Raw genomic sequence first — 26,508 nt, 5'->3', positions numbered from 1 at the left:
CATGACCTTCCCCACGATCCGGATCGGGATCGGGCTCGCCGCGGCGGCCCGGCCCGCCTACATCACGCCCGCCCGGGGCTGCGACCTGGGCGGGGACCGGGCTGTGGAGCGGCTGCGCGCCCGCAGCCACGCCCTGCTCGACGCCGCCTACGCGGCCGGGGTGCGGTACGTGGACGTGGCCCGTTCCTACGGTCTGGCCGAGGACTTCCTGGCCGGCTGGCTGGCGGTGCGACCGCAGGCGGTGGACGTGGTGGTCGGGTCCAAGTGGGGCTACCGGTACGTGGGCGACTGGCGCCTGGACGCGGACGTGCACGAGGTGAAAGACCACTCGCTGGACGCGTTCCGCACGCAGTACCCGCTCAGCCACGGGCTGCTGGGCGAGCGGCTGGCGATCTACCACCTGCACTCGCTGACCCCCGACTCCCCGGCGCTGGAGGATCGCGCGCTGCACCTGGCCCTGGCGCGGCTGCGGGCCTCGGGCACCCGGGTCGGGTTCTCCACCTCCGGGCCGGACCAGGGCGAGGTGGTGCGCCGGGCCCTGGAACTGGAGGTGGACGGCCAGCTGCTGTTCACGTCGGTGGAGTCGACCTGGAACGTGCTGGAGCCGTCGGCCGGGCCGGCCCTGGCCGAGGCGGCCGAGGCGGGGGCGACGGTGATCGTGAAGGAGGCCGTGGCCAACGGCCGGCTGACCCCGGCCGAGGACGACCCGCATCCGGCGGCCGTGCAGGCCCGGCGGGTCGCCGCGGAACTGGGCGCGGGCGTGGACCAGGTGGCGACGGCCGCGGCGCTGGCCCAGCCGTGGGCGTGGCGGGTGCTGTCGGGGGCGGTGACCATCGATCAGCTGCGGGCCAACCTCGGGGCGACGGGACTGGACCTGGCCCAGGACCTCACCGGCCTGGCCCAGCCCCCTCGGGAGTACTGGGCGCAGCGCTCGGCGAGAGCCTGGGCCTAGGACAGGCCCTGGCAAGCTCAGCCCTTGAACTGGATCCCGGAGAGAATCTCCTCGATCTGGGCCACCTCGTCCTCGGACAGGGCGATGTTGCCCAGTGCCTCGACGTTCTGGTCCAGCTGCGACACCGACGAGGCGCCGATGACGAGCGAGGTGACCCGCTCGTCGCGCAGCGCCCAGGCCAGGGCCAGCTGGGCCAGGGACTGACCGCGCTTCTCACCGATCGCGGCCAGGCGGCGCAGGCCGGCCTGGAGGTCCTGCGTGATCACACCGGCGTCGAGGGTCTTGCCCTGGGTGGCGCGCGAGCCCTCGGGGATGCCGTTGAGGTAACGATTGGTCAGAAGGCCCTGCTGCAGCGCCATGAACGCGATCACGCCGAAGCCCTCGTCGGCCGCGGCGTCGAGCAGGCCGTCGTCCTCGATCCAGCGGTTCAGCATCGAGTAGGACGGCTGGTGGATGAGCAGCGGGGTGCCCAGTTCACGCAGCAGCCCGGCGATCTCGCGCGACTGCGCGGCGTTGTAGCTGGAGATGCCCACGTACAGCGCCTTACCGGCCCGCACCGCGGCGTCGAGCGCCGAGGCGGTCTCCTCCAGCGGCGTGGTCGGGTCGAAGCGGTGCGAGTAGAAGATGTCGACGTAGTCCAGGCCCAGACGCGTCAGCGACTGGTCCAGCGACGACAGCATGTACTTGCGGCCGCCGCCGCCCTGGCCGTACGGGCCGGCCCACATGTCGTACCCGGCCTTGGTCGAGATGACCAGCTCGTCGCGGTACGGCTTGAGATCACTGGAGAACAGCCGGCCGGCGTTGATCTCGGCGCTGCCGTAGGGCGGGCCGTAGTTGTTGGCCAGGTCGAAGTGGGTGATGCCCAGGTCGAACGCGCGCAGTGCGATGTCCCGCTGAACACTCCACGGCTTGTCGTCGCCGAAGTTGTGCCAGAAGCCGAGTGACAGCATCGGCAGGTCGAGCCCGGAGCGACCCGTGCGGCGGTAGCTCATGCTGCCGTCGTAACGGGCGGGATCGGGGCGGTACGTCATCGGTGCGCTCCACTGGGGTGGGTCGAGTAGGTGGCCTCGTTGGCCGAGGCTCATTCTGTCCTGTGTCCGGGCGGGGGACGACATCGGCCTGACTCACCCGGAGGGGTGACAGCCCCGGTCAAGCTGCCGCCGGTTCCGGCCGAACGAGAAATGTGAGTCCGGAGCAGAGGGGGACCCCGGGCGCCGGGGCGGGCACGGCGTCGGTCGGTGTGCCCGTCGACCTACCCGATTTCGAGGTACTGGGTCAGCTGGGTGGTGGAGCGGGAAGCACCGTGTATCGGGTGCGGCGTCGTGCGGTCGGGAAGGCCGGGGAGCTTCAGGACTCCCAGGAGTACGCCCTGAAGCTGCTGGACCGCCCCGACGGGCTGGCCGGCCTGCGGCGTGAGGCCGCGCTGCTCACCGCGGTGGACCATCCCGGCCTGCCCCGGGTGCACCAGGTGGGGGTGGCCGAGCGCCGCCCGTTCCTGGTGATGGACCTGGTGCGCGGTACCTCCCTGGCCGACGAGCTGACCCGGGGCGCGCTGCCCGCCGAGCGGGTGGTGGCGCTGGTGCTGGACGTGATCGAGCCGCTGGCCGCGGTGCACGCGCGCGGTCTGGTGCACCGCGACCTCAAGCCGCAGAACGTCATGGTGCTGCCCGACGGGCAGGCCCGGCTCATCGACTTCGGCCTCACGGCCCGCGAGGGTGAGGACGAGGAGAACGAGACACCGGTCGCGGTGGGCACGCTCGCCTACTCGGCGCCGGAGCAGTCGGGCATGCTCAAGCGCCCCGTGGACAACCGGTCCGACCTGTACTCGCTCGGCGTGATCATGTTCGAGGCCCTCGCCGGGGTGCTGCCGTTCCCCACCGGCGACGTGGGCGAACTGCTGCGGGCGCACGCCTCGCTGGCCGCGCCGGACCTGACCGGCCTGGTGCCCGAGACCCCGCCGGAACTCGCCCTGATCGTGGCCACCCTGCTGGCCAAGGACCCCGACGACCGCTATCAGGACGGCCGCGCGCTGGCCGGTGACCTGCGGGCCGTGGCCGGCAAGCAGAGCGCCCCGGCCCGGGCGGAGAAGCCCCCGATGTTCGGGCGGCAGAACGAGCTGGACACCCTGCGACAGCAATGGACGCGGGTCCGCGCCGGGAACGGCGGGTTCGCCTTCGCGCGCAGCGACAACGGGCTGGGCAAGACCCGTCTGGTGCACGAGTTCGGCGACCTGCTCGAGGAGACCGGCGGTCTGGTGCTGCGGGCCCGGGTGCTCACCGACGAGGCGCTGCCCTTCGCGGCGTTCCGTGAGGTCTTCGTCAACCATCTGCAGCAGATCGCCCGCCTGCCCTGGGGCGAGCGGTCGGCGCGGGCGGGCCGGCTGCGCGCGGTGTTCGAGACCTGGTCACCGGCGATGCTGGCCCGGATCGCCCCCGGGCTCGACGCCGTGGTGCGCCCGGGCGGGGAGGCGACCGAGCCGACGTCGGCCTCGGCCTCGGCCGAGGAGACCCTGCACTCGCCCAGCGAGATCGCGGCCCTCACCGGGCAGATACCCCTGGCCGAGGGACCCGCCGAGGGCACCGGCGAGCTCCGGGCCGACGCCCTGGTCGAGCAGCAGAACGACGAGCAGCTCGGCGCGGCGATCGCCGCGGCCCTTCTCGACCTGGCCCGCACCTCCGGCGGGCTGCTGCTGATCCTCGACGACGTGACCGCCGCCGACGCGTCCGTGCGTCAGGTGATCGGGCACCTCGCCGAGCAGATCCGCGACGCGCCGATGCTCTACCTGGGGACCGGCCGCGACGGTGAGCTGGAGCGGGTGCTCAGCAACGCCGACCTGGCCTCCTACGTCGCCCAGGCGTCCCGGGTGCTCGACGTCGACCTGCGCCTGGCGCCGCTGGACGAGTCGGCCGTCGGCTCCCAGATCCGCTCGCTGATCCCCGGCCAGCGACTGCCCGACGACGATCTGGCCGCCCTCACCACCCGCAGCAACGGCAACCCGTTCATCGCCCAGGAGTACCTGTGGGCGGTGCTGGACGCCGGCCTGCTGTGGCCGGACTGGGGCACGTGGCAGCTCGACCTGGACCGCCTCGACGCCCTGGACCTGCCCCAGGACGCGATGGGCCTGCTGGTCAACCGTGTGCAGAACCTCGCCCCGCACGCCCGCGACCTGCTCGTGGTCGCCGCCGCGATGGGGGCCGAGGTGCGGGTCGACGTGGTCGCGGCGGTGGAGCGGCGCAGCACCACGAGCGTGCTGGGCGTGTTCACCGAGGCCGCCCGCCAGCGCCTGGTCGAGCCGGCCGAGGGAGGCACGTTCCGGTTCCTGCACGGCCGGATCGCCGAGGCGGTGCTGGCCGAGCTCACCCCCGCGCAGCTGGAGCAACTGCACCTGCGCATCGCCGACGTGCTGGCCACCCGCCGCTCCGCCTCGTTCACCCAGGCCGCCGCCCACACCTTCGCCGTGGCCCGGCACTACCTGAAGGCCGGTTCCGCGGCCTCGGCCGACAAGGTCTACGCCGCCTGCCTGGAGGCGGGAAAACTGGCGCTGGAGGAGTCCGCGGGCGAGGACGCCGTGATGTTCCTCGAGCACGCCGCCCATCTGGCCCGCCGGCGCGAGAACGGCTCCAGCGTGGTGCTCGTGCTGCTGGGCCGGGCCCTGAAACAGGCCGGGCAGTTCAGTGCCTCCCGGCGCCGGCTGGAACAGGCTCTGGCGGTCGAGAAGGATCCGCTGTCCCAGGCGGCCATCTACACCCTGCTGGCCGAGGTGCACCGGGCCGGGTACCGCAGCGAGGAACTCACCGACGCCATTGCCAAGGGTTTCGCGGCAGCTGGTAAACCCCTGCCGCGCAGCACCTTCTGGTTCATCCTGAGCTCGGCGGCGATGGCCCTGGCCTCCGTCGTGCGCCGTCGTCTGCGTCCGCTGCTCGGCGACGCCACCGGTGAGGCCCGGCGCCGCGCGCTGACGATGGCCGGGCTGCACGAGGCCGCGATCGTCGGGGCGAACCTGGGCATGCGGGTGCCCGACTTCATCGCCCACAACCTGCGCTCGCTGTACTGGGCGGCGAAGCTCGGCCACGGCCGCCGGTTCGTGGCGGCCCAGGCCAACGTCGGCGTGCTCTGCGCGGCCGTGGGGCTGAACCGGGCCGCGGAGCGCTGTTTCCGTCGCTGCGACGGTGACCCCTCGGCGCAGACGCCGCAGACCCGCTCGATGCTGCGCTCGTTCCGTCTGGGCGGTGCCTGGGCGGGCAACCGCCCCGAGGGGCGGGGCTGGCGTCCGCAGTTCGACGATTTCAGTCCGTGGCTCGACTTCGTGCCGCTGATCGATTCGATGAGCACCTTCAACCTGAACGCCTGTTTCGCCGGGCGCACGCAGGACGCCCAGCACTGGCTGGCCCAGGGCCGCCTGCGGCTCAGCGACCGCGCCGAGGAGATCACCTCGTTCGTCATCGCCCCGGCGATGACGGCCGCCCTGCTGGGCCGCTCGGTGGAGGCCGAGACCGAGATGTCCCGCCTGAACCGGGTGGCCGACGAGATCGGCGCCCGGCAGCTGAACTTCATCCGGCTGATGGCCGGCCTGTTCGTCCAGCTGGAGGACGACGGCACCGTCGAGTCCGTCGACCACCTGGTCAGCGACGTCGAGGCGCTGCGGCTGTCACCGAGCCTGGTCTGGCGCGCGCAGCGGCCGATCTTCTGGCTGATCGCCTCGGCCCGCCTGGCCCAGGCCCGGGCCTGCGCGCGCCCCACCACACCCGAGGCGATGAAGCAGCAGGCGCTGCGGATGAGCCAGGCCCACAAGGCGGTCGAGACTCTCGGCCGGGCGGCGAACACCGAGGAACTCAAGGCCTTCTGGGCCGTGGCCCGGGCCGACCTGCTGGTGCTGCAGGACGAGCCCCGCAAGGCCCTGGACGTGCTGGCCGCCCTGGACGTCGCGGTCGAGGACGACCTGCCGACCGTGGCCTTCGAGGTGGCCCGGATCGCGGCGCGGGCCCTGCGCTCGCTGAACCCGCAGGAGGGACGCCGCCGCGCCCGCACGGCCTACGCGGTGGCGGTCGCGGAGGGCTGGCCCCAGCGGGCCGCGTCCGTGGTCGGGGAGTTCTCCCTGCCGGTCGAGGACCGCGTCCTGCTCACCGGCGGCAGCCACGGCAACACCTACTCGGGCGGTCATGAACGCGAGCGCCTGGAAGCATTGCAGGAGGTCAGCGCGGCCGCGGCCCGGGTGCTGGACCCCCGCGTCCTGGCCCGGATCGCCCTGGACGAGACCATCCGGATCCTCGCCGCCGACCGCGCGTTCCTGTTCCTCGTCGATTCCGACACCGGCACGCTGGCCCAGTACCTGGGCCGGTCGGCCGCCGGGGAGGACCTGGAGCGGCTGACCGGTTACAGCACCAGCGTGGTCGAGATGGTCTGGCGCACGGGCGAGCCCAAGGTGCTGGCCGGCACCGAGGAGGGAGCCGCGCTCGGGGCCCAGAGCGTGGTGCTGCACGGCCTGCGCTCGATCCTGGTGGCCCCGATGATGCTCGACGGCCGGATGCGGGGTGTGGTGTACCTCGACAGTCAGGTCGCCAAGGGCATCTTCACCCACCACGACACCGTCATCCTGGGCGCCCTGACCAGTTTCGTGGCCTCGTCCCTGGAGACGGCCCGTGCCGCCCAGCTGGCGATCAAGGCGCAGACCGCCGAGCGGTCGGCCGAGCTGGCGAAGGCCCTGCAGCAGGCCCAGGAGCGGATGGCCGAGCCGGTCGAGCCGATGGGTGTGCTCAATCAGCTCCTGCTGTCGGCCGGCCGGGGCGGTGGGGTGCTCGGCGCCGACACCGCGTTCGTGCTGCGGCCCGGTCGGTCCGGGGTCGGGAACCGCACGGGCATCGTCCTCACCCCGGACGTGCGCCAGCCCCTGATGACGGCGTTCACCGACGACGGCAGCGCGGCGGCGATCTCCGGTGTGCTGACCCCGGTCTCGGGGGACGCGTCCGACGCCCCGGCGCCCCTGCCCGACCGGCTGCCGGGCCTCGCCTCGTGGGTGGCGTTGCCGCTGCGGGCCACCGACGTCGACCTGGGGCTGCTCGTACTGGGGGCACAGGACGCCGAGAGCCCGCTGTCGGCGTCGGTCGACCTGGCCGCCGCCCTCGTGGCCCAGGGCATGACCGCCTACGACCGGGCCGCGCTGTTCGAGCGGGTGCAGGAACTGGCCGTGGTCGACGAGCTGACCCAGCTGGCCAACCGGCGCCGGTTCTTCGAGATCGCCGCCCGCGACCTGGAGGCGGCCCAGCGCCAGGACCGGCCGCTGATCGGCATGATGATGGACATCGACCACTTCAAGCGGGTCAACGACAACCACGGCCACCCGACCGGTGACGACGTGATCGCCGAGGTCGCCCGCCGCCTGGCCGCGGAGGTACGCACCACCGATATCATCGGCCGTTACGGTGGTGAGGAGTTCGCCCTGTTGCAGCAGGGCGACGACCCGGGTCTGGAACTGGCCGAGCGGATGCGCGTCTGCATCGCCGAGGCGCCGATCCAGACCCGCACCGGCCCGCTGGAGATCACGATCAGCATCGGCGCCGCGCACCTGCGCGCGGACGACGAGGACGTGGCCGCCCTGCTGGCCCGCGCCGACCAGGGCCTCTACAAGGCCAAGGAGGGCGGGCGCAACCAGGTCGGGACTGTCTGACCTACCAGTCGGTGGGGTCGTAGTCCTTGAGGAAGATGCCGTACAGGTCCTCGCCGGCCTCGCCCCGCACGATCGGGTCGTAGACCCGGGCCGCACCGTCGACCAGGTCCAGCGGGGCGTGGAAACCCTCGTCCGCCAGCCGGATCTTGGTCGGGTGGGGCCGCTCGTCGGTGATCCAGCCGGTGTCGACGGCCGTCATCAGGATGCGGTCGCTCTCCCACATCTCCCGCGCGCTGGTGCGTGTGAGCATGTTCAGGGCGGCCTTGGCCATGTTCGTGTGCGGGTGGCCCGGACCCTTGTAGCCCCGGCTGAACTTGCCCTCCATGGCCGACACGTTGACCACGTACTTGCGGTGCGAACCGGCCGCGGCCATCGCCGGGCGCAGCCGGCTGATCAGGATGAACGGCGCGACGCTGTTGCACAGCTGCACCTCGAGCAGCTCCACCGGGTCGACCTCCTGCACCGGCTGCACCCAGCTGTTGGTGTGGTGCAGGTCGGGCACCAGGCCCCCGGCGTCGATCGCGGTGTTGGCGGCGATGCGAGCAGGGGACGCGGAACCCGCGGTGAGTGCCAGAGCGGTCAGTGCGTGGGGAGAAGGGGCCCAGTGGCCCGTACCTGCCTCGGCCGTCGTCCCGGTGATCGCGTCGATGGACGCCGGGTGCGCGTCGGGGGTGCGGCCGATCGTCAGCATCTGCGGCAGCGGGCCCGGCGGCAGCGGCGCTGACTCGGCGGCCGCCAGCGGAGCGTACGAGCCGGGGGAGCGGCGCACGGTCTGCGCGGCGTTGTTGATCAGGATGTCCAGCGGACCCTGCGCCGCCACGTCGTCGGCGAGCGCGCTGACCTGGGCCGGGTCGCGCAGGTCGATGCCGATGATACGCAGCCGGTGGATCCAGTCCTGACTGTCGTCCATCGAGGTGAAGCGGCGCACGGCGTCGGCCGGGAAGCGCGTGGTGATGGTCAGGTGCGCGCCGTCACGCAGCAGCCGCAGCGCGATGTGCATGCCGATCTTGGCCCGCCCGCCGGTGAGCAGGGCGCGGCGGCCGGTCAGGTCGGTGCGCGCGTCGCGGCGCTGCCGGTTCTTCGCGGCGCAGTCCGGGCACAGCTGGTGGTAGAACGCGTCGACCCGGGTGTAGCGCTTCTTGCAGGTGTAGCAGCCGCGCGGGCGCATGTACTCACCCGCCGAGCCGTTCTCGTCGCCCGCGGCGGCGGCCGCGGAGGACAGGGGCAGGCCCTGGGTCTCGTCGTCGATGCGGCCCGGGGCCCCGGTGGCTGTGGCGGCCGTCACGGCGGCGTCGTTGGTGTTGATCGTGGCCCGGCGCTGGGCGCGACGGTCCAGCTTGGCCGCCTTGAAGATCTTGGCCGTGGCCAGCCGCACCTTCAGGAAGTCCGGGTGCTCGGCCGGCAGCTGTTCCACGCGGGCCAGTACCTGTAGGCAGAGTTCCAGGTCAGCGGGGTCGATGCCCTCGACGGTGGTGTCGTCGGTCGGGTCGGTCTCGGCCTGGTCGTCGAGTTGCGCCGTCATGATGTGTGAACCGCTCGGGTTTCTGCTCGGGAAGCTGGTGAGGTCGGGGTGACCTGAAGAAGATACGCAATCGCCGGACCGGACCGCGACGCGTTCACCCGTTGCCGTCAGATGCCCGCCGGCCGGCCGTCAGACCGTCAGGGCCAGCTGGGTGCGGGAGGGCAGGGCCACGCGGGCCGCGTCGAGCGAGCTGGGCATCGCCTCGGGGGCGTGGTCGGCCAGCCACTGGCGCTCCAGCGCCGAGAGCCGGATCCACTCCTGGCGCAGGAACCCGACCAGCTCCACCGCCTTGCGTGAGCCCACCGGGGCGTGGATCAGCAGGTAGGAGATCGGCATCGCGGGCGGCAGCTGGGCCCGCCGGGGCCCACGCTCGATCACCTCACCGGCGAAGTACTCCATCACCGAGTCCCAGGCCCGCCCGTCGCCCACGTGGTAGAGCAGGTCGGCCGCGCACTCGCGCACCGCCCGGGTGCGGTCGGTCAGGAGCGCGGCCAGGTCACCGGTGGCGCCGGTCCCGGCCAGGCAGGCCAGGGCCACGACGGAGGCGCAGCGCAGCTCCTGCCGCCCGGGCCCGGTCGCGGCGATGAACTCACGCAGCTCGACGGACGCCTGCGGCCGCGTCGACGTCCCCAGTTCGAGGGCCCTCAGAATCTCGGTACCCGGACTCACCGCGCGCGTTCCTCCCTGGTGAAGCGACCCCACAAACTAGTCGATCCGCGTCCGGTAATTCAGTGGCTTCACGACAGCGATCCGGTGAGCATCCGGGCCGGGACCGTCACCGCGTCTCCCGCTTCGCGCATCGCGACCATCCGATCGCCGCCCCGCTGCACGACGCGGCGGTCGGTGAGGTGCTGCGGCACGCCCGGGGCCGCGGGTGGATCTGGGGTGTGGCGGCGGAGAGTGGATCCTGCGGCCCTGGAACGGTCCGGGCAGGCGAGCGCAGTCGGTGTCGACGTCTCGGAGCCCGCGCTCGCGCACGCCACGGCTGAGGCGGGGCGGGTGCGTTTCCAGCTTGAGGACGCCGGTCAGCTCACCTCCTAGGGCCTTGGCGGTGTCGCAGGAACATCTTGAGGGCCGGCTGCGCGGCTACCGCGACACGTTCGGGTTCCTCACCCTGGTGCTGCCCCGGTGGGGGAGGGGCCGGGGGCCCCGGCCTAGATTTGCCGCGGACCGGCCCGGTCGCCCCGGGCTGAAGACGACGATGTGACGGAGCCACTGGCATGGGTGTTCTCTACGGTGCCGCGTACTACGCCGAGTACCACCGCGACGACCGCACCGGGACCGACCTCGACCTGATGAAAGAGGCCGGGTTCACGGTGATCCGGGTCGGGGAGTCGGTGTGGTCCACCTGGGAGCCGCGCGAGGGCGAGTTCGACCTCGAATGGCTGCTGCCCGTGCTGGACGGCGCGCACTCCCGCGGCATCGGCGTCATCCTCGGTACCCCCACCTATGCGGTGCCGCCGTGGCTCCAGCAGGCCTACCCGGAGATCGCCGCGGCCCGGCCCGACGGCAGCGCGATCGCCTGGGGCGGGCGCCAGGAGGTCGACTACTCCCATCCCGCGTTCCGGTTCCACGCCGAGCGGGTGATCCGCGCCGTGGCCGGGCGCTACGCCCAGCACCCGGCGGTCATCGGCTACCAGGTCGACAACGAGCCCGGCCTGGAGCTCTTCCACAACCACGGTGCCTTCACCCGTTTCGTGCGCCGCCTGCAACAGCAGTACGGCGACACCGAGACCCTCAACCGTGAGTGGGGCCTGACCTACTGGTCGCACCGCATCACCGACTTCTCGCAGCTGTGGCGCCCCGAGGGCAACACGCTGCCGCAGTACGACCTGGCCTGGCGCCGCTACCAGGCCGACCTGACCACCGAGTTCATCGACTGGCAGGCGCAGATCGTGCGCTCCTACGCCCGCGAGGGCCAGTTCGTCACCACGTGCATCAGCTACCCGCGCCCGGCCGCCGACGACCGCACCCTGGCCGGCGTGCTGGACGTGACCGCCGGCAACCCCTACTACGCCATGCAGGACCACCTCGACGCCACGAAAGACACTGCCGCCCTAACGAACTGGACCACCAGTGGGGTGGCCGGGCTGTTCCGGCAGGCCGACCGGCTGTTCTCCTCCCGGCAGGAACGCTTCCTGGTCACCGAGACCAACGCCCAGAGCATCGACGGCAGCTGGGAGAACCGCCCGGCCTGGCCCGGTCAGCTGCGCCAGGCCACGCTGGCCCTCATCAGCCGGGGCGCCTCGATGATCGAGTACTGGCACTGGCACACGCTGCCCTACGGCACCGAGACCTACTGGGGCGGGGTGCTGCCGCACTCGCTCAAGCCCGGCCGGGTCTACCGCGAGGTCGCGGGCATCGGCGCCGAACTGGCCCGGATCGGCGACCAGCTCGACGGTTTCGTACCGGACGCCGACGTCACCCTGCTGTGGTCGAACCCCTCCCGCTGGGCCCTGCAGTTCTTCCCGCCCCTGGCCGTCGCCGGTCAGCCCGACCCGCAGTCGTACGAGAGGATTTTCGACGCCTTCCACCGCGGCGTCATCGATGCCGGAGCCCAGGCCCGGATCCTGCACACCGAACAGGCGCGCGATCTGGGCCCGGAGGAACTGGCGGCCCGCCACCCCGTCCTGATCGCCCCGGCCCTGTACGTCGCCGACGACGCCGACCTCGAGCTCCTGCGCGACTATGCCGCGGCCGGAGGTCATCTCGTCATCGGTGTCCGCACCGGCTACGGCGACCAGGAAGCCCGCGCCCGCGTCGAGGTGGCCCCGGCCCGCCTCGACGGACCCGGCGGCGTCCACTACGACGAGTACACCAACATCGACGCCCCGATCCCGGTCACGGGTGGCGAGACCCTCGTCCTCAGCGAGGCCGCCGCGGCCACCGCCTGGATCGACGGCCTGATCCCCGACGGCGCCCAGACCCTCGCCACCTACGACCACCCGCAGCTGGGCCGTTTCCCCGCCGTCGTCACCCACCCCCACGACGCCGGCCGGATCACCACGGTCGGCACCGTGCCCAACCCCGCGCTCGCCGCGTCCCTCGTCGGCTGGCTGGTGCCGACGACGATCGCCGACCAGATCGTCCATAATCCGGACCTGCCCGTCACCGTCTCGTCGGGGCTGCTGCCCGACGGGCGGCGCGCCTGGTTCCTGTTCAACTGGAGCGGCCAGGAGACGACGGTGAAAACGGTCACCGGGGAATCGATCGCTCTTGACGCCTTCGGTGCGCACCTCATGCTCGGCTGAAGGGGATCCACCTCTGGGCCACGCGGGCATCAAGCGGCACAATGGCACCTCGCTCAAGATGGGAGTCACCGCATGACGGAGTCGAAGACCATCGGGATCGTGCTGTTCGACGGCGTCGAGGAACTGGACGCCGTCGGCCCGTGGGAGGTGCTGGCGTACTGGACGCAGAACCACCCCGACGACGGCTACCGGGTGCTCACCCTCTCGCCCGACGGTGAGGTCGTGACCTGCGCCAAGAACCTGCGGATCACCCCCGACCACTCCTTCGCCTCCGCCCCCGCGCTCGACGTGGTGCTGCATCCGGGTGGCCAGGGCACGCGCCGGCTCCTGCGCCAGGCCCAGCACCTGGACTGGGTTCGTGAGCAGGCCGCCCACGCCGAGCTGATGACCAGCGTCTGCACCGGATCCCTGGTCTACGCCGCGGCCGGCCTGCTGGCCAACCGCCCGGCCACCACCCACTGGGGCTCACTCGATCTGCTCGCCGAACTCGACCCGACCATCCGGGTGGACGAGAAGGCCCGGTTCGTGGACGACGTCACCGTCGTCACCAGTGCGGGGGTGTCGGCCGGCATAGACATGGCCCTGCACCTGGTCTCCCGGCTGAGCTTCCCCGACCGGGCGCGAGACGTGCGCCGGGGAATCCAGTACGACCCCGAGCCCCCGGTGTAGGGGACTTTTCGGCGCCGCGGCCGCCCGGCCGAGGCGGGATACCCGTTGGGCATCGTCCGATCCACAACTGGTCTTGGACCCCCACCCGAGCCGGTTCGTAACGTCACTGCATGGACGAGATCGCGCACGTGAGGCTGTCTTCGGTGGTGCTGCCGCTGCGCACGCCGATCAGCGACGCCAAGGTTCTCACCGGGCGGCAGAGACCGATGACCGAGGTCGTGTTCCTGTTCGCCGAGATCACCACCGCGGGCGGGCACGAGGGGATCGGGTTCTCCTACTCCAAGCGGGCCGGTGGGCCGGGGCAGTTCGCTCACGCTCAGGAGATCGCTCCGGTGCTGATCGGCGAGGATCCCAGCGACATCGGCCGATTGTGGACGAAGTTGTCGTGGGCGGGGGCCTCGGTGGGACGCAGTGGTCTGGCCACGCAGGCGATCGCGGCGTTCGACGTGTGCCTGTGGGATCTCAAAGCTCGCCGGGCCGGCCTGTCCGTGGCCAAACTGCTCGGTGCCCATCGTGACTCGGTGCGCACCTACAACACCTCGGGCGGCTTCCTGCACACTCCGGTCGAGCAGGTGATCGAGAATGCGAAGGCCTCGGTCGCGTCCGGGATCGGTGGCATCAAACTCAAGGTGGGACAGCCGGACTGGCGTACCGACATCGCCCGGGTCACCGCTGTGCGGGAAGCGCTCGGCGAGGACGTGCCGCTGATGGTGGACGCGAACCAGCAGTGGGACCGGGCCACGGCCATGCGGATGGGGCGGGTCCTGGAGGAGTTCGGCCTGGTCTGGATCGAGGAGCCGCTGGACGCCTACGACGCGCAGGGGCACGCCGACCTGGCGAGATCCCTGGACACCCCCATCGCCACCGGGGAGATGCTGACGAGCGTGGCCGAGCACGTGCGGCTCATCGACCTCGGGGCCAGCGACATCGTGCAGCCCGATGCCCCACGCGTCGGCGGCATCACCCAGTTCCAGAAGCTCGCCGCCTACGCCGAGCACCGACAGCTCGACCTGGCCCCGCACTTCGCCATGGAGATCCACCTGCACCTGGCCGCGGCCTACCCGCTGGAGCCGTGGGTGGAGCACTTCGACTGGCTGGAGCCGCTGTTCGAGGAGTCACTGGTGACGAACGGGGGACGCATGCGGGTCTCCGAGCGACCCGGGCTGGGTATCACCCTGACCGGTCAGGCCCGGGCCTGGACCGTGGCCACGGCCGAATGCGGAAAGCTTCCCTGAACCACCCGCCCCAGGGGGCGGGCACGCGTCCATCATTGACCGATCGATACACCTCAGCACAGGGGCACATTGACGGCCAGCCCGCCCAGGGCCGTCTCCTTGTACTTGTGGCTCATGTCGGCGCCGGTCTGCCGCATGGTCTCGATGACCTGATCGAGGCTGACGTGGTGGCGACCGTCGCCGCGCATGGCCATCCGGGCCGCGTTGATGGCCTTCACCGCCGCGATCGCGTTGCGCTCGATGCACGGGATCTGCACCAGCCCGCCGATCGGGTCGCAGGTCAGGCCCAGGTTGTGCTCCATCGCGATCTCGGCGGCGTTCTCCACCTGCAACGGGGTGCCGCCCAGCAGTTCGGCCAGCCCGGCCGCGGCCATCGCCGAGGCCGAACCCACCTCACCCTGACAGCCGACCTCGGCGCCGGAGATCGACGCGCGCTCCTTGAACAACAACCCGATCGCCGCTGCGGTGAGCAGGAACTCGGCCGCCGCCTGGTCACGTTCGTCCTGCGGCGCGACCTCGATCCACGGGATGTACGTCATCGCGTAGTACAGCACCGCCGGGATGATGCCCGCGGCGCCGTTCGTGGGAGCCGTGACCACGCGTCCACCGGCCGCGTTCTCCTCGTTCACCGCCAGGGCGATCAGATTCACCCACTCGATCGCCATACCCGGCTCGTGGTCGGGGTCTTCGGTGACGAGGTCGTCGTACCACTTCTTCGCCCGCCGCCTCACGTTCAGGCCTCCGGGCAGGTTCCCCTCCTCGCGCACACTGCGCTGCACACAGTCGTCCATCACCTCGTGGATCCGCTTGAGCCCCAGCCGGACCTGCTCCTGCGTGCTGAACATCAGTTCCTGCCGGAGCATGACCTCGCTGATGCTCAGGTCCAGGCGCTCGCAGCGTTCGAGCAGGTCGTCGCCGGAGGTGAAGCAGTCGGGGGTGTGCTCGCCCTTCTGCGGCCCGTCCACACCCGCCGGGGCCTGCGCGCCCTCGCGCACGATGAACCCGCCACCCACCGAGAAGTAGGTTTCGGAGGCCAGTTCCAGGCTCAGGCCGTCGTAGGCGGTGAACCGCAGGGCGTTCGGGTGCCCCGGGAGCACGGTGAGCGGGCGCAGCACCACGTCGTCGTCCAGGCTGAAGGCGATCTCGTGCCGGCCACCCAGATGAAGGACGAGGTCCTTGCGGATGCGCCCGGCGATCCGGGTGTAGTCGTCGGGTTCGACGGACTCCGGGCGCACGTTCTCCAGGCCGACCGCCGAGGCGATCAGCGTGCCGTGCCCCTCACCCGTGGCCGCGAGCGACCCGAACAGGTCGACCCGTACCCGTCTCACCAGCTCGGTACGCCCGAGCTTGTCGAGGGTCTCGGCGAACTCCGCCGCCGCACGCATCGGCCCGACCGTGTGCGAGCTCGACGGCCCCAGACCTATGCTGAAGATGTCGAAGACGCTGATCATGTGAACGACCTCCCGCTGAAGCCCAACTTCTCGATGCTAGGCGAATCATGCGTTTCGCCCCGTGACGAACACATGACCAGCATGAGTCGCACGATGCGGCACAAGCATCACGATGCGCAACTGGAAGGCGCCGAACGGCTTGTGTGACGGGGTCAGATGGCGGTGACGCCGCCGTCGGCGACCAGTTCCAGGCCGTTGACGTAGGCGGAGTCGTCCGAGGCGAGGAACAGGGCGATGGCGGCGATTTCCTCCGGGCTGCCCATCGTCCCGCGCGGGATGAGGGACTCGAAGGCGGCCTTGGTCGCCTCGTCGAACAGTTCTGCCTGCTTGGCGGTGGCCACCTGGCCCGGGGTCAGGACGTTGACCCGGATCTTGCGGTCGCGCAGCTCATTGAGCCAGACCCGGGCCCAGGCCTGCTGGACGGCCTTGCTCCCGGCATAGAGGCTCCAGCCGGGGAAGGCGCCGAGGGATGCGTTGGATCCGGTCATCAGGATCGAGCCGTTGTCGTTCATCAGCGGCAGCGCCTTCTGCACGGTGAACAGGGTGCCGCGCACGTTGAGGGAGAAGGAGCGGTCGTACATCTCCTCGGTGATCTCGCCGAGGACGGCGGGCTCACCCGTCCCGGCGCTGGCCCAGAGCACGTCGATCGAGCCCTTCTCCTGCTGGACGGTCTTGTACAGGCGGTCCAGATCGGCCGGGTCGGACGCGTCGCCCTGGACGGCGGTGACGTTGCCACCGATCAGCTGGACGGCGTCGTCCAGTGCTTCCTGCCGCCGGGCCTGGATGAAGACGTAGGCGCCTTCCTCGACGAACAGCTTGGCGCCGGCCAGCGCCAGGCCGGTGGATGCACCGGTGATCACTGCGACCTTGCCATCGAGCTTTCCCATGATCACTCCGTTGAATTGGCCTGGATGAAGGGGGATGTGCAGCAGCCCGGCTCTTATGAACACCAGGCTGTATACTTAACGTAGACCGGCTGGCGACCGCGACGCAAGCTAAGTACACCGATCGGTACCGGGCGATGTATGCTGCGGGTATGACGGAGCTGGAGAAGGGCCCCCTGGGTCGGCGGCGCGGCCGGGGCGCCCGCGAGCGCATCCTCGGCGCGTCTCAGCAGCTGTTCCGCGAGCAGGGCATCAACAGCACCGGGATGGACCAGCTCTGTGCCGTGGCCCAGGTGTCCAAACGCACGGCGTACCAGCACTTCGCCGGCAAGGACGAGCTCGTCGCCGAATACCTGCGCCGATTCGATCCCGAGGTCATGCCCACAGTGTTCGACCGCGCCGACCTCACGCCCCGTGAACGACTTCTGGCTGCCTTCGAGATGCCCGCGTCCACACCCCTGTGTCCCTACATCGGGGCGGCCGTCGAACTCCACGACCCCGAACACCCGGCGTCCCGGTACGCCCGTGAATACAAGACGTCCATCGCCGCGCGGCTCACCGGGGCCGCCCGTGAAGCCGGAGCCACCGATCCCGAGCAGCTCGGCGAGCAACTGGCGCTGCTGATCGACGGGGCCTCGGCCCGCACCCGAGTCCTCAATCGCGAATCCTGGTCCACCGCCAAGGCGATCGCCGTCGTCCTCATCGACAGCGCCCTGCCCGCGTCATCGGCGCGTTAGCCGCGCAACCACCGGGCCGGCTCCCGCCCCGGGGGGAAGCCGCTGACCGCCTGAGCCCGTTGCATCGGCCGGAAGCCGGCTGGGGGCTGCGGACGGTGGATCGCTGGGCCGGGGCCTGAATCAGGTCAGCGTGTTGGCTGTTCGCCTGGAACTCATTGCGGAATCCTGGCCGGATGAGGTTCAGGGTGGGCCACTGGGTCAGTGTCGCCGTTGTCCCGGCGTTCGTGTTCACCGCCGCCGGTTGCTCCGGGTCATCAGCTACCGGGGCAATCACCGTCATTCCCGTTGCGGATCGTCAATCGCCCGTCGAGATGTCGGCGACGACCGTGGACGGCGAGAAGCTGGACATCGCCGTGTTGCGGGGAAAGCCGCTGGTGATGAATGTCTGGGGATCCTGGTGCGGGGTGTGCCGGAAAGAAGCACCGGCCCTGCAGCAGGCGTACGACGAGCTGAGGGGCACCACCAACTTCGTCGGGATCGCGTTCGATGACACCCGGGCGGGTGCTCAGACGCATGAAAAGAAGTACCGGGTCACCTATCCGAGCTTGCTGGACGAAGGTGATCTGCTGCTGCAACTGAACGGGGCAGTCACCTCCCGGGCGATTCCGGTGACCCTGGTTCTTGACGCCCGGGGGCGGATCGCCGCTCGCTACGTGGGCGCGGTCAGCAAGGAGACGCTGAAGGATGTGGTCAAGGACGTCAGTGGGTAGTCCGCCTTGCTCACGGCGGTGGATGCGGTCTACCGGGGGATGCGGGCGGCGGCGGTGGCGACGGTGGCCAGGTCGTCGCTCGAGAAGCCCGTGCGACTCAGCACGGCCAGGGACTGGTTCGTCGCCAGCGTGCACAGCGCCAGCTCGGCTGCCTCCTGGTCGTCGGCGCCGGCGGCCAGGAATGCCTGCGTCAGCAGGGCACGCAGAGTGTCGATCATGGTGCGGACCAGGGCCTGGCCCTCCGCGTCGAGGGCCGGGAACTGGGCTGCCGACATGGTGAGCAGGCAGCCGTCCGGGACGTTGGGGTCGGCAATGCGGTTCAGGGTGACCTGGAGGTAGGCGGTCACCACGGCGCCCGGGTTCGGGTGCGGGCCGGACAGGGCCTGGTCGTACAGCGGGTGGTAGGTCTGCGCGTACCGGTCGAGGCTCTGGCGGAAGAGGGCGCTCTTGTCGCCGAAGGTGCTGTAGAGCGAGCCCCGGCCCAGACCCGTGCCCTCGGTCAGGCGGTCGATCGAGGCTTCCGGGTAGCCCCAGCGCCAGAAGACGTACATCGCCCGTTGCAGTGCCTCGTCCACGTCGAATTGCTTACGGCCCGCCATGGTTGACCACTCTACACTTCTTTGACCGATCGTTCCAAGATGCGTATGGTCGCATGCATGACGAGCTTGAGTTCGCTGCGGCTGCCCGCAGGATTCGCCGATGTCTTCAGCAGCCGGTTCGTGGAGCTGAACGGGCTACGACTGCACGCGGTCACCGGCGGGGACGGCCCGCCGCTGCTGCTGATCAGCGGGTGGCCCCAGACCTGGTACGCCTGGCGGGAAGTGATGCCCGCGCTCGCCCGCCACCACACTGTCGTCGCCGTCGACTCACGTGGGTGCGGGCTCTCGGACAAGCCCGGCGACGGGTACGACGCCGGCACCCTGGCCGCCGACCTGGTCGCTCTGATGGCGGAGCTGGGGCACGACCGGTTCGACGTGGTGGGCCACGACATCGGCATGTGGACGGGGTACGCCCTGGCCGCCGATCATCCCGAGCGGGTGGGCCGGCTCGCAGTGGTGGACGCCATCATCCCCGGTCTGACGCCGACCCCGTCGTTCTTCACCTCGGCCGCGGTCAGCCAGCGGCTCTGGCACTTCGGTTTCAACCGTCTCAGCGATCTGAACGAGGAACTGGTGCGGGGGCGGGAGCGGCTCTACTTCGGCTACCAGTTCGCCAGGAAAGCAGCCACCCCGGACGCGATCCCCGAGTACGCCGTCGATGTCTACGTGGACGCGATCGCCTCGGATCCTCGCGGCCTACAGGCGAGTTTCGGGTACTACCGGGCGCTGGACGAGACGATCGCGCAGAACGAGCAGCGCAAGGAGACCCGGCTGACCTTGCCGGTGCTCGCCGTCGGCGGCGCGCTGTACAGCGGCGCGCAGGCTGCGGGGACGATGCGACTGGTGGCGGACGACGTCACCGAGGTGGTCGTCGACGACTGCGGCCACTACGTGGCCGAGGAGCAGCCGGTGCGGTTCGTCGAGATCCTGGAGGGCTTCCTCGGTAGCGAGTCGACGGCAGAGGTGTTGCCCGGCTGACCCTTCCGGATCGCGGTCATTCCCCTTACGGCTTGAGAAGGGGGATGCCCCACCTGTTCTGCGGGGGTTGGCCGGATGGCGGCACTCGCCGGTGACCGGCGAATTTGGGTACATGTCTACTCGAACCAGCACCGATCTCGTGCGGCTGTCGTCAGAGCTACGGCGCAATCGGCAACGTGTTCCTGGGGCTGCTCTGCTGGACGGCGATCTTCTTTCCGCTCCAGGCCATCCTGACCGGTCTCTACGAACGCAGCGGCAGTATCTGGGTGCCGAGCCTGGCGCACGCCGGCAACAACTTCGTCCTCTGGATGCTCCCGTCCGCGCTCATGGTGGACACCGGCCAGATCAGCGGGGAGATGCTGAACCTGATCGGTGTCATTCCACTGATCCCGCTGGTGATCTGGGCCTGGCGCAGTTCCCCGGGGCATGCCGGTCTGCCGCTGGAGACGGTTGAACTGGACGAGGGACGTTGAGGAGGTCGGTCTGCGTGGTTGTCATATTGATTTGCGATATGAGAACATCGCAATTCGATACGAATGCCCGGCGTGGCGCCATGATGAGGACATTGCCTGATGACCCGAAGAGTTTTCCGGACAGGTAGCTGGGCCGCCCTGGTGCTCGGCGTTCTGGCTGCTCTGTCGGCGGTGACGGTGGTGGTGACCGGCGCACTGGCGTTGACCGGACGGGTGACGTATCCGGTGAACGTCAGCCTGGGACCGTTCTCGGTTCATGACCGGGTATCGATGCCGGTCGCGGTCTGGCAAGAGGTGTGCCAGAAGGCCAGCACCTACGACTCGGGCGAACCGAGCGACTGCCTGCGGCTCTTCATGCATCAAGGCAGCGAGAACAGCGGGGGCGGGCCGGTTCACGTTCAGGACGCGGATGTCCGGCCCAACGACCTGTATGCGACCGGGGCGATCTCCCTGGCCACGACGGGCGGGTGGAGTCCGCTCGTCGCGGCATCGGTGACCCGCAAGGCCATCAGCCTGATGGTGATCAGTGCCGTGCTGCTCCTGCTCTGGCGGCTGCTGGCGAACTCGGCGGCCGGAGATGTCTTCAGCGCTCGCGCGGTAGGGCAGGTGCGAGGTATCGGGTGGCTGGTCATCCTCGGCAACGTGGTCAAGCCGGTCGTGGCCTTCGCCGTGAGCTTCGACGATGGCTACGCGATGCCGATGTTCGGCTACGGTCACCCCTTCGTGGAAAAGATGGGCGAGGCCGGGGTCAATCTCACGCAGCTTGCTCTCGGTGGGCTGATTCTTCTTCTCGCCGAGGCTTTCCGCCATGGTGCGGCCGTCGAGGCCGAGCGCAGGCTGACGGTCTGATGCCCATCGTGATCCGGCTCGACCGGGAACTGGTCGAGCGCAAGATGACGCTGACCGAGCTCTCCGAACGCGTCGGTATCACCGTCGCGAACCTCTCCATTCTCAAGACCGGCAAGGCCAGGGCCGTCCGGCTCTCCACCCTCGAGTCCATCTGCCGCGAACTCAACTGCCAGCCGGGCGACATCATCGAGTACGTCGCCGAATCTGAAGCTCGATAAGCCATCAAGAGGGGTGTTGGTGGGGGAAAGTTGCGGTGTCGATGCCGTAGCGGTGCGGGGCGTGGGGGTAGCTGAGCGGGGCGCCGTACAGGTCGAAAGGGGACGGCACGTAACTGAGTTCGCCGTAGGGGCTCGGGGTGGTCAGGAGGTCGGGATCCAGGATCGGCTGGACCGGCGTCTCGGGGGCCCGGCTGCGGAACAGCAGGTCGGCGGCCCGGACCAGGGACAGGTGGGCGATGCCGCTGACGCCGTGTTTCCGGCGGGCTGCGGCCAGGCCCACGACCGCCGCGACGATGCCGTAGCCGGTGGCGTGGTCCAGAGCCTGCACCGGTAGGGCTCCGGGGCGGCCGTCGCGCAGACGATAGACGTCGGCGATTCCCGTGGCGGCCTGGACGATGCTGTCGAAGCCCCGGCGCTGGGCCCAGGGGCCGCGATCGCCCCAGGCATCCAGGTTCACCACGATCAGCGACGGGTATTGCTCGCGCAGGACGGCGGGGGACAGGCCCAGCGCACCGTTGCGGTAGCCGAGCACCACCACGTCGGCCCGGGCCAGGAGGTCGTGCCGGGTTTGCGCGGATGCGACGAGGTCGAGCAGGGCCGTGCGCTTGCCGAAACCGCTGTCCACGTGCTGATCCTCGAGCTCGGGCAGGTGGGGCGGATCGATCCTCAGCACGTCGGCGCCGAGCGCGGCCAGGGTGCGGGTCGCGACCGGGCCGGCGACCACCCGGGTCAGGTCGAGCACCCGCAGGCCGGTCAGCGGCAGGTCGGTGCCCGGGCGCCAGGCGACCGAGGGCGAGGGTGAGACGTCGAAGGAGATCCAGTCGCGGGGTGGGGCTCCGGCTGCCATCGGTGAGGCCAGCCACTGCGCCCGGGTGCGCACGGCGGCCGCGATCCCCCCGGCCTCCCCGATCACCCGCTCCGCCTCGACGGAACCCAGACGCCGCAAGGCGTCCACGACGTCCTGCGCGGTGGAGGCCCCGAGCGCCCGACGCAACCGGGCCTCGTGATGCGGATAGTTCGCGTGGGTGCGCACCCAGCCGTCGGTGGTGGCGAAGAACCCCGACATCGACGCGAAGCCGATCGGACGTCGTCCGTCAATGCGCAGGTGCCCGAGGGAATCGAACGCGGCGGCGACCCGGAGGGAGGACGCGCGCAGCGCACCGGGGCGGTTCAGCAGGTCGTCGACGGCCGCGCAGGCCAGCCCGGTCGAGGCCAGGGCGAGTCCCTCCACGTCGAGCGCGCCGCCCCACCAGCGCCGCGGCCCGTAGGTGGGTTCGCCGGCGCCGATTTCCAGCGGAGGGAGGATCCGGTCCGTCATGCCAGCCTTCCGGAAGATACCCGCGGCGTAACCGCCGACCGCCCCATCATGCCGCACGGGTATCGACGGGCCGCGATCTCGCGTACCGTCCGGCGCCATGTTCTCGTTCGAGCAACTGCGCGGTTTCGTCGCCGTGGCCGAGGAACTGCACTTCGGCCGGGCGGCCACCCGGTTGTCGATGACGCAGCCACCGTTGTCCCGTCTGGTGCAGAAACTGGAACGCGAGGTGGGGGTGCGGCTGTTCGATCGGGACAGTCGCGGTGTGCGGCTGACGCCGGCCGGGACCGCGTTCTACGGCGAGGCCCGGCGGCTGCTGGCGCTGGCGGAGAGCGCGCCGCAGCAGGCGCGGCGCATCTCGGAGGGGTCGGCCGGCCGGTTGCGGGTGGGCTTCACCGCGGGGGCGGGGTACGGGGTGCTGCCGCGGTTGCTCAACCATCTGTCCGCGCAGCTGCCCGATCTGGAGCTGGAGCTGTTCGAGATGGTCAGCCGCGACCAGGTGGAGGCGGTGCAGGGTCACGAGATCGATCTGGGGCTGGCGCGTCCGCCGTTCGACGCGGCGACGTTCGGGCACCGGCTGCTGATGCGCGAGGCGCTGGTGGTCGCCGTCCCCGACACCCACCCGCTGACGCGGCTGGACCGTCCGGTGCATCCGGAGGATCTGGTCGCCGAGCCGCTGATCATGCACTCGGACGCCAAGGCCCGGTACTTCTACGACCTGGTGGTGGGGCTGATGCCGGTGCGGCACGACAACGTCGTGCACTCGGTGAGCCAGATCCTCACCATGGTCTGGCTGGTGCAGGGGGGACGAGGCGTCGCCCTGGTGCCGCACAGCACCGAACTGATCCGGGTGGACGGGGTGAGCTTTCTGCCGTTCGCCACCCCGACCCCGAAACCGGTTGAACTGCATCTGCTCTGGGCTCGCGACAGCCAGAACCCGGCGCTGCCGGTGGCGCTGGAGGCGTTGCGGAACCAGTAGGCGGCGCCGGGTCTCCGGCGCCGCCTGAACCGGACCTACAGGGCGCCGCCGGCGTCGACGACGTGCGTCGTGCCGGTGACGTAACGGCCGTCCTCGGTCACCAGGTACAGCACGGCGTTGGTGATGTCGATCGGCTCGGTGACCGGCACCGGGAGGGCGTTGAGCGTGTTGGCGGCGACGATGAAGTCGTCGTAGCCCGGCTTCTCCAGGTCGGGGCGGAACAACGCGTAGGTGGCGTCGTTCAGGATCATCGGGGTCTGCACCGTGGTGGGGTGGATGGTGTTGACCCGGATGTTGTGGGGGGCCCACTCCTTCGCGGCGGTCTTCATCAGCGAGACCAGACCGGCCTTGGCGGCCGAGTAGTGGCCGTTGTTGCCGTTGGCGACCATCGCGGCCAGCGAGCTGGTGATGACCACCGAGCCACCACGTCCACCATCGATGATGTGGGGAACGGTCGCCTTGAGGGTCTTCCAGGCGCCGGACAGGTTGATGTCGATCATCTCGTTCCACTGGTCCTCGGTGAGGTCCAGCAGCGGGGCCATGCTCGAGATACCGGCGTTGGCCAGGACGATGTCGAGACGACCGAACTCCGCGACACCCTCCTGGGCGACGGCGGTCAGCGCGGCCAGGTCACGGATGTCGGCCGTGCGGGCGATGATGCGGCGGTCCAGGGCCTCGACGGCCTTGACCGTCTCGGCCAGGTCCTCGGCGGTGGCGGTGGCGTACGGGGCGGACTCGACCTGGTCGACGATGTCGACGGCGATGATGTCGGCACCCTCCTCGGCCAGCTTGATCGCGTGGCTGCGGCCCTGCCCGCGCGCAGCTCCGGTGATGAACGCGACCTTGCCTTCGACGCGGCCCATGAGGCTCCTTCGGTGGTGGGAGAGAAGTTATGGCACAGCGTGACGTAACTTAACGAAGGGGGTTTGACCCTGTCCACCCCGTGATGCACCATTTCATGTCACGGTTTGTTGGGAGGCTCCATCGGCCGCACCATGACTTCCATGACACGACCTCCGGGTGGTCGCCCGGCCACGACCAGCGCGCGGGAGCTGGCCGACACCGCGCAGCGGCTGTTCCTGGAGTGTGGCTTCGAGAACGTGACCGTCGAGGACATCGCGGCCGCCGCCGGGGTGAGCCGGCGCACGTTCTTCCGGTACTTCTCGACGAAGTCGGACGTGCTGTGGGTGGAGACCCCGGGTGAGAACGAGCAGTTCGCCAAGCTCCTGGCTCACGCCGACCCGGCCCTGCCCTACGACCAGGTGATCACTCAGGCCGCGCTGATCACCCATCGCATCACCTCGCCCGGGCAGCGCGAATGGGCCCTGCACCGGGCGCAACTGGTGTTCAGCGCTCCGGCCGTACAGGCCCAGATCTGGGGTGCCTTCCAGGGATGGCGCAGCGAGGGAAGGGCTTTCGCGGCCCGGCAGACGGGGCTCGACGAGGATGGCTTCTTCCCGCTGGCGGTCGGGCAGGCACTGGTGGCGGCCATGCTGACCGCGCACGAGTACTGGGTCGAGAACCCCCAGACCGAGCTGGAACCGGCTCTGGTGCGGGCGCTCTCGCTTCATCTTCCCCCCGACCCCCGATTCGTGCGGGAGGGACGCTGAACGTCCCTCCCGCACGGACATCTCAATCAGCGATGTACGTCAGCCGCTTGTTGCAGAACTCGTCGAAGCCCAGTGGGCCCAGCTCGCGGCCGAAGCCCGAGCTCTTGGTGCCGCCGAAGGGCAGCTCCGCGGCCTCGCCGGCCGGGGTGTTGACGTTGGTCATCCCCACGTCCAGACGACGGGCGATGCGCTTGGCGCGCTCGGTGTCGACGCTGAAGACCGACCCACCCAGACCGAAACGGGTGGCGTTCGCCAGCTCGACCGCCTCGTCCTCACTGCTGACCTTGTAGACCACCGCGACCGGCCCGAACAGCTCCTCGCTGTAGGCCCGCATCTGCGGGGTCACCCCGGTCAGCACACCGGGGGAGTAGTGGGCCGCCGGGCCCTCACCCAGCACACCACCGGCGTGCAGGGTCGCGCCCCGGCCGACGGCCTCCTGCACCTGCTCGTCGATCGATTCGGCGGCCCGCCGCGAGGACATCGGGGCGTGGGCGGACGCGTCGATCGCCTGGGCCTTCTCGGTCAGCTGCGCGACGAACTCGTCGTACACCGAGTCCATCACGATCATGCGCTTGTTCGAGTTGCAGACCTGACCGTTGTTGTAGACCCGGAAGTCCCACGCCGTGGCGGCGAGCTTCGCCACGTCGTCGGTGTCCAGCACCACCATCGGGTCCGAGCCGCCCAGCTCCAGCACACACTTCTTCAGGTACTTGCCCGCCAGCTGCGCCACGACCGCGCCGGCCCGCTCCGAGCCGGTCAGCGACACGCCCTGCACGCGCTGGTCGGCGATGATCGTCTCGATCTGGTCGTGCGTGGCGAAGACATTGACGTACGCGCCCTCGGGGACACCCGCGTCCTTCATGATCTGCTCAACGGCCAGCGCCACCTGCGGCACGCTCTCGGCGTGCTTGAGGATCACCGTGTTGCCCAGCACCAGGTTGGGCGCCGCGAACCGGGCGATCTGATAGGTCGGGAAGTTCCACGGCATGATGCCCAGCACCGGGCCCACCGGGCGCCGCTCGACCACGGCCGTGCCACCGGTGTCGCTGCTGGTCGGGATCGTCTGGTCGGCACCCAGCCGCGGGCCCTGGGTGGCGTAGTAGTCGAAGATCGCCTGGCTGAACTCCGACTCCTCCTTGCCCTCGTCGTAGGCCTTGCCCATCTCCTGCTGCGACAGCTTCGCCAGTTCCTGCGCGCGCTCGCCGAACAGCTCGGCCACGCGCTTCACCACGGCGGCGCGCTCTTCCAGCGAACGGTTGCGCCAGGCGGTGAAGGCCGTGTGGGCTCCGGCGATCGCCGACTCGATCTCGGCGTCCGTCGCGAAGGGGAAGGTCTTCAGCACCTCACCGGTAGCGGGGTCGGTGACCTGGTACGACGGCTGCGTAGGGCTCATGCGCTTCTCCTGCAGGGGC

24 protein-coding genes are annotated in these 26,508 nt (G+C 70.3%); 14 read left to right on the top strand and 10 right to left on the bottom strand.

Annotated features, from left to right (window positions below; genetic code table 11):
* Position 1 precedes the first annotated feature (1 nt).
* The gene (locus LR393_RS28920) at positions 2 to 952 is read left to right on the top strand and encodes an aldo/keto reductase (RefSeq protein ID WP_231488148.1); all 951 of its coding nucleotides are present in this window, start codon (positions 2 to 4) and stop codon (positions 950 to 952) included.
* A 17-nt stretch (positions 953 to 969) separates the two neighbouring features.
* Here LR393_RS28920 and mgrA read toward each other — a convergent pair whose 3' ends face one another.
* The gene (gene mgrA, locus LR393_RS28915; protein ID WP_231488146.1) at positions 970 to 1,983 is read right to left on the bottom strand and encodes an L-glyceraldehyde 3-phosphate reductase; all 1,014 of its coding nucleotides are present in this window, start codon (positions 1,981 to 1,983) and stop codon (positions 970 to 972) included.
* A 152-nt stretch (positions 1,984 to 2,135) separates the two neighbouring features.
* Between mgrA and LR393_RS28910 the strand changes: the two genes are divergently transcribed.
* Positions 2,136 to 7,616 (top strand): diguanylate cyclase, encoded by a 5,481-nt coding sequence (locus LR393_RS28910; protein WP_231488142.1) that lies wholly within the window; start codon positions 2,136 to 2,138, stop codon positions 7,614 to 7,616.
* A 1-nt stretch (position 7,617) separates the two neighbouring features.
* Here the strand turns inward: LR393_RS28910 and LR393_RS28905 are convergent, their stop codons facing one another.
* The 3 genes from LR393_RS28905 to LR393_RS35865 all read right to left on the bottom strand — a co-directional run bounded on the left by LR393_RS28905 (position 7,618) and on the right by LR393_RS35865 (position 9,998).
* Positions 7,618 to 9,138, bottom strand: coding sequence for an SDR family NAD(P)-dependent oxidoreductase (locus LR393_RS28905; RefSeq protein WP_231488137.1), 1,521 nt, complete (start codon positions 9,136 to 9,138; stop codon positions 7,618 to 7,620).
* Positions 9,139 to 9,267: 129 nt separating this feature from the next.
* Complete coding sequence (locus LR393_RS28900; protein WP_231488131.1) at positions 9,268 to 9,807, bottom strand: hypothetical protein; 540 nt, start codon at positions 9,805 to 9,807, stop codon at positions 9,268 to 9,270.
* Positions 9,808 to 9,875: 68 nt separating this feature from the next.
* On the bottom strand, positions 9,876 to 9,998 hold the full coding sequence (locus tag LR393_RS35865) for a hypothetical protein (RefSeq protein WP_269328048.1): 123 nt from the start codon (positions 9,996 to 9,998) through the stop codon (positions 9,876 to 9,878).
* Positions 9,999 to 10,038: 40 nt separating this feature from the next.
* Here LR393_RS35865 and LR393_RS28895 point away from each other — a divergent pair, with 40 nt between their 5' ends.
* The 4 genes from LR393_RS28895 to LR393_RS28880 all read left to right on the top strand — a co-directional run bounded on the left by LR393_RS28895 (position 10,039) and on the right by LR393_RS28880 (position 14,293).
* Positions 10,039 to 10,179 carry a class I SAM-dependent methyltransferase gene (locus LR393_RS28895; protein WP_231488129.1) on the top strand — a complete coding sequence of 47 codons (141 nt, stop codon included), beginning with the start codon at positions 10,039 to 10,041 and terminating at the stop codon, positions 10,177 to 10,179.
* 179 nt (positions 10,180 to 10,358) lie between these two features.
* Entirely contained in the window at positions 10,359 to 12,389 is a 2,031-nt protein-coding gene (locus LR393_RS28890) for a beta-galactosidase (RefSeq protein WP_231488128.1), read from the top strand.
* A 72-nt stretch (positions 12,390 to 12,461) separates the two neighbouring features.
* Positions 12,462 to 13,058, top strand: a complete 597-nt coding sequence (locus tag LR393_RS28885; RefSeq protein ID WP_231488127.1) for a DJ-1/PfpI family protein — start codon at positions 12,462 to 12,464, stop codon at positions 13,056 to 13,058.
* Positions 13,059 to 13,168: 110 nt separating this feature from the next.
* Positions 13,169 to 14,293, top strand: coding sequence for an L-talarate/galactarate dehydratase (locus LR393_RS28880; RefSeq protein WP_269328047.1), 1,125 nt, complete (start codon positions 13,169 to 13,171; stop codon positions 14,291 to 14,293).
* A 53-nt stretch (positions 14,294 to 14,346) separates the two neighbouring features.
* Here the strand turns inward: LR393_RS28880 and LR393_RS28875 are convergent, their stop codons facing one another.
* Both LR393_RS28875 and LR393_RS28870 read right to left on the bottom strand, forming a co-directional pair.
* On the bottom strand, positions 14,347 to 15,744 hold the full coding sequence (locus LR393_RS28875) for an L-serine ammonia-lyase (protein ID WP_231488125.1): 1,398 nt from the start codon (positions 15,742 to 15,744) through the stop codon (positions 14,347 to 14,349).
* Positions 15,745 to 15,896: 152 nt separating this feature from the next.
* A complete protein-coding gene (locus LR393_RS28870; RefSeq protein ID WP_231488119.1) occupies positions 15,897 to 16,631 on the bottom strand; it encodes an SDR family NAD(P)-dependent oxidoreductase in 735 nt (244 codons plus the stop codon).
* A gap of 149 nt (positions 16,632 to 16,780) precedes the next feature.
* Between LR393_RS28870 and LR393_RS28865 the strand changes: the two genes are divergently transcribed.
* Positions 16,781 to 17,365: a TetR/AcrR family transcriptional regulator gene (locus LR393_RS28865; protein ID WP_231488118.1), complete on the top strand. Its 585-nt coding sequence runs from the start codon at positions 16,781 to 16,783 to the stop codon at positions 17,363 to 17,365.
* A 224-nt stretch (positions 17,366 to 17,589) separates the two neighbouring features.
* The gene (locus LR393_RS28860; protein WP_231488114.1) at positions 17,590 to 18,075 is read left to right on the top strand and encodes a TlpA family protein disulfide reductase; all 486 of its coding nucleotides are present in this window, start codon (positions 17,590 to 17,592) and stop codon (positions 18,073 to 18,075) included.
* 29 nt (positions 18,076 to 18,104) lie between these two features.
* Here the strand turns inward: LR393_RS28860 and LR393_RS28855 are convergent, their stop codons facing one another.
* Positions 18,105 to 18,674 (bottom strand): TetR/AcrR family transcriptional regulator, encoded by a 570-nt coding sequence (locus LR393_RS28855; RefSeq protein WP_231488113.1) that lies wholly within the window; start codon positions 18,672 to 18,674, stop codon positions 18,105 to 18,107.
* A 57-nt stretch (positions 18,675 to 18,731) separates the two neighbouring features.
* Between LR393_RS28855 and LR393_RS28850 the strand changes: the two genes are divergently transcribed.
* From LR393_RS28850 to LR393_RS28835, 4 genes are all read left to right on the top strand, one after another.
* A complete protein-coding gene (locus tag LR393_RS28850) occupies positions 18,732 to 19,652 on the top strand; it encodes an alpha/beta hydrolase (RefSeq protein WP_231488112.1) in 921 nt (306 codons plus the stop codon).
* A gap of 176 nt (positions 19,653 to 19,828) precedes the next feature.
* Positions 19,829 to 20,125, top strand: coding sequence for a CPBP family glutamic-type intramembrane protease (locus LR393_RS28845; RefSeq protein ID WP_231488111.1), 297 nt, complete (start codon positions 19,829 to 19,831; stop codon positions 20,123 to 20,125).
* Between the two features lie 177 nt (positions 20,126 to 20,302).
* Entirely contained in the window at positions 20,303 to 20,974 is a 672-nt protein-coding gene (locus LR393_RS36725) for a DUF2975 domain-containing protein (protein WP_231488110.1), read from the top strand.
* Positions 20,974 to 21,192, top strand: a complete 219-nt coding sequence (locus LR393_RS28835) for a helix-turn-helix domain-containing protein (protein WP_231488108.1) — start codon at positions 20,974 to 20,976, stop codon at positions 21,190 to 21,192. Before LR393_RS36725 ends, LR393_RS28835 begins: the two co-directional genes overlap by 1 nt.
* 4 nt (positions 21,193 to 21,196) lie before the next feature.
* Here LR393_RS28835 and LR393_RS28830 read toward each other — a convergent pair whose 3' ends face one another.
* Entirely contained in the window at positions 21,197 to 22,510 is a 1,314-nt protein-coding gene (locus tag LR393_RS28830; protein WP_231488106.1) for a CoA transferase, read from the bottom strand.
* 97 nt (positions 22,511 to 22,607) lie between these two features.
* Here LR393_RS28830 and LR393_RS28825 point away from each other — a divergent pair, with 97 nt between their 5' ends.
* On the top strand, positions 22,608 to 23,486 hold the full coding sequence (locus LR393_RS28825; RefSeq protein WP_231488104.1) for a LysR family transcriptional regulator: 879 nt from the start codon (positions 22,608 to 22,610) through the stop codon (positions 23,484 to 23,486).
* A 35-nt stretch (positions 23,487 to 23,521) separates the two neighbouring features.
* On the opposite strand, the gene LR393_RS28820 is transcribed toward LR393_RS28825, so the two are convergent.
* Positions 23,522 to 24,349 carry a mycofactocin-coupled SDR family oxidoreductase gene (locus tag LR393_RS28820; protein ID WP_231488103.1) on the bottom strand — a complete coding sequence of 276 codons (828 nt, stop codon included), beginning with the start codon at positions 24,347 to 24,349 and terminating at the stop codon, positions 23,522 to 23,524.
* 141 nt (positions 24,350 to 24,490) lie between these two features.
* On the opposite strand from LR393_RS28820, the gene LR393_RS28815 reads away from it, so the two are divergent.
* A complete protein-coding gene (locus tag LR393_RS28815) occupies positions 24,491 to 25,096 on the top strand; it encodes an acyl-CoA-like ligand-binding transcription factor (protein ID WP_231488102.1) in 606 nt (201 codons plus the stop codon).
* A 22-nt stretch (positions 25,097 to 25,118) separates the two neighbouring features.
* On the opposite strand, the gene LR393_RS28810 is transcribed toward LR393_RS28815, so the two are convergent.
* On the bottom strand, positions 25,119 to 26,489 hold the full coding sequence (locus LR393_RS28810; RefSeq protein ID WP_231488101.1) for an NAD-dependent succinate-semialdehyde dehydrogenase: 1,371 nt from the start codon (positions 26,487 to 26,489) through the stop codon (positions 25,119 to 25,121).
* Between the last annotated feature and the right edge of the window lie 19 nt (positions 26,490 to 26,508).

The organism is Kineosporia mesophila (genome assembly GCF_021129235.1).
GTDB lineage: Bacteria > Actinomycetota > Actinomycetes > Actinomycetales > Kineosporiaceae > Kineosporia > Kineosporia mesophila.
This window is presented reverse-complemented; position numbering and strand designations above follow the sequence as displayed.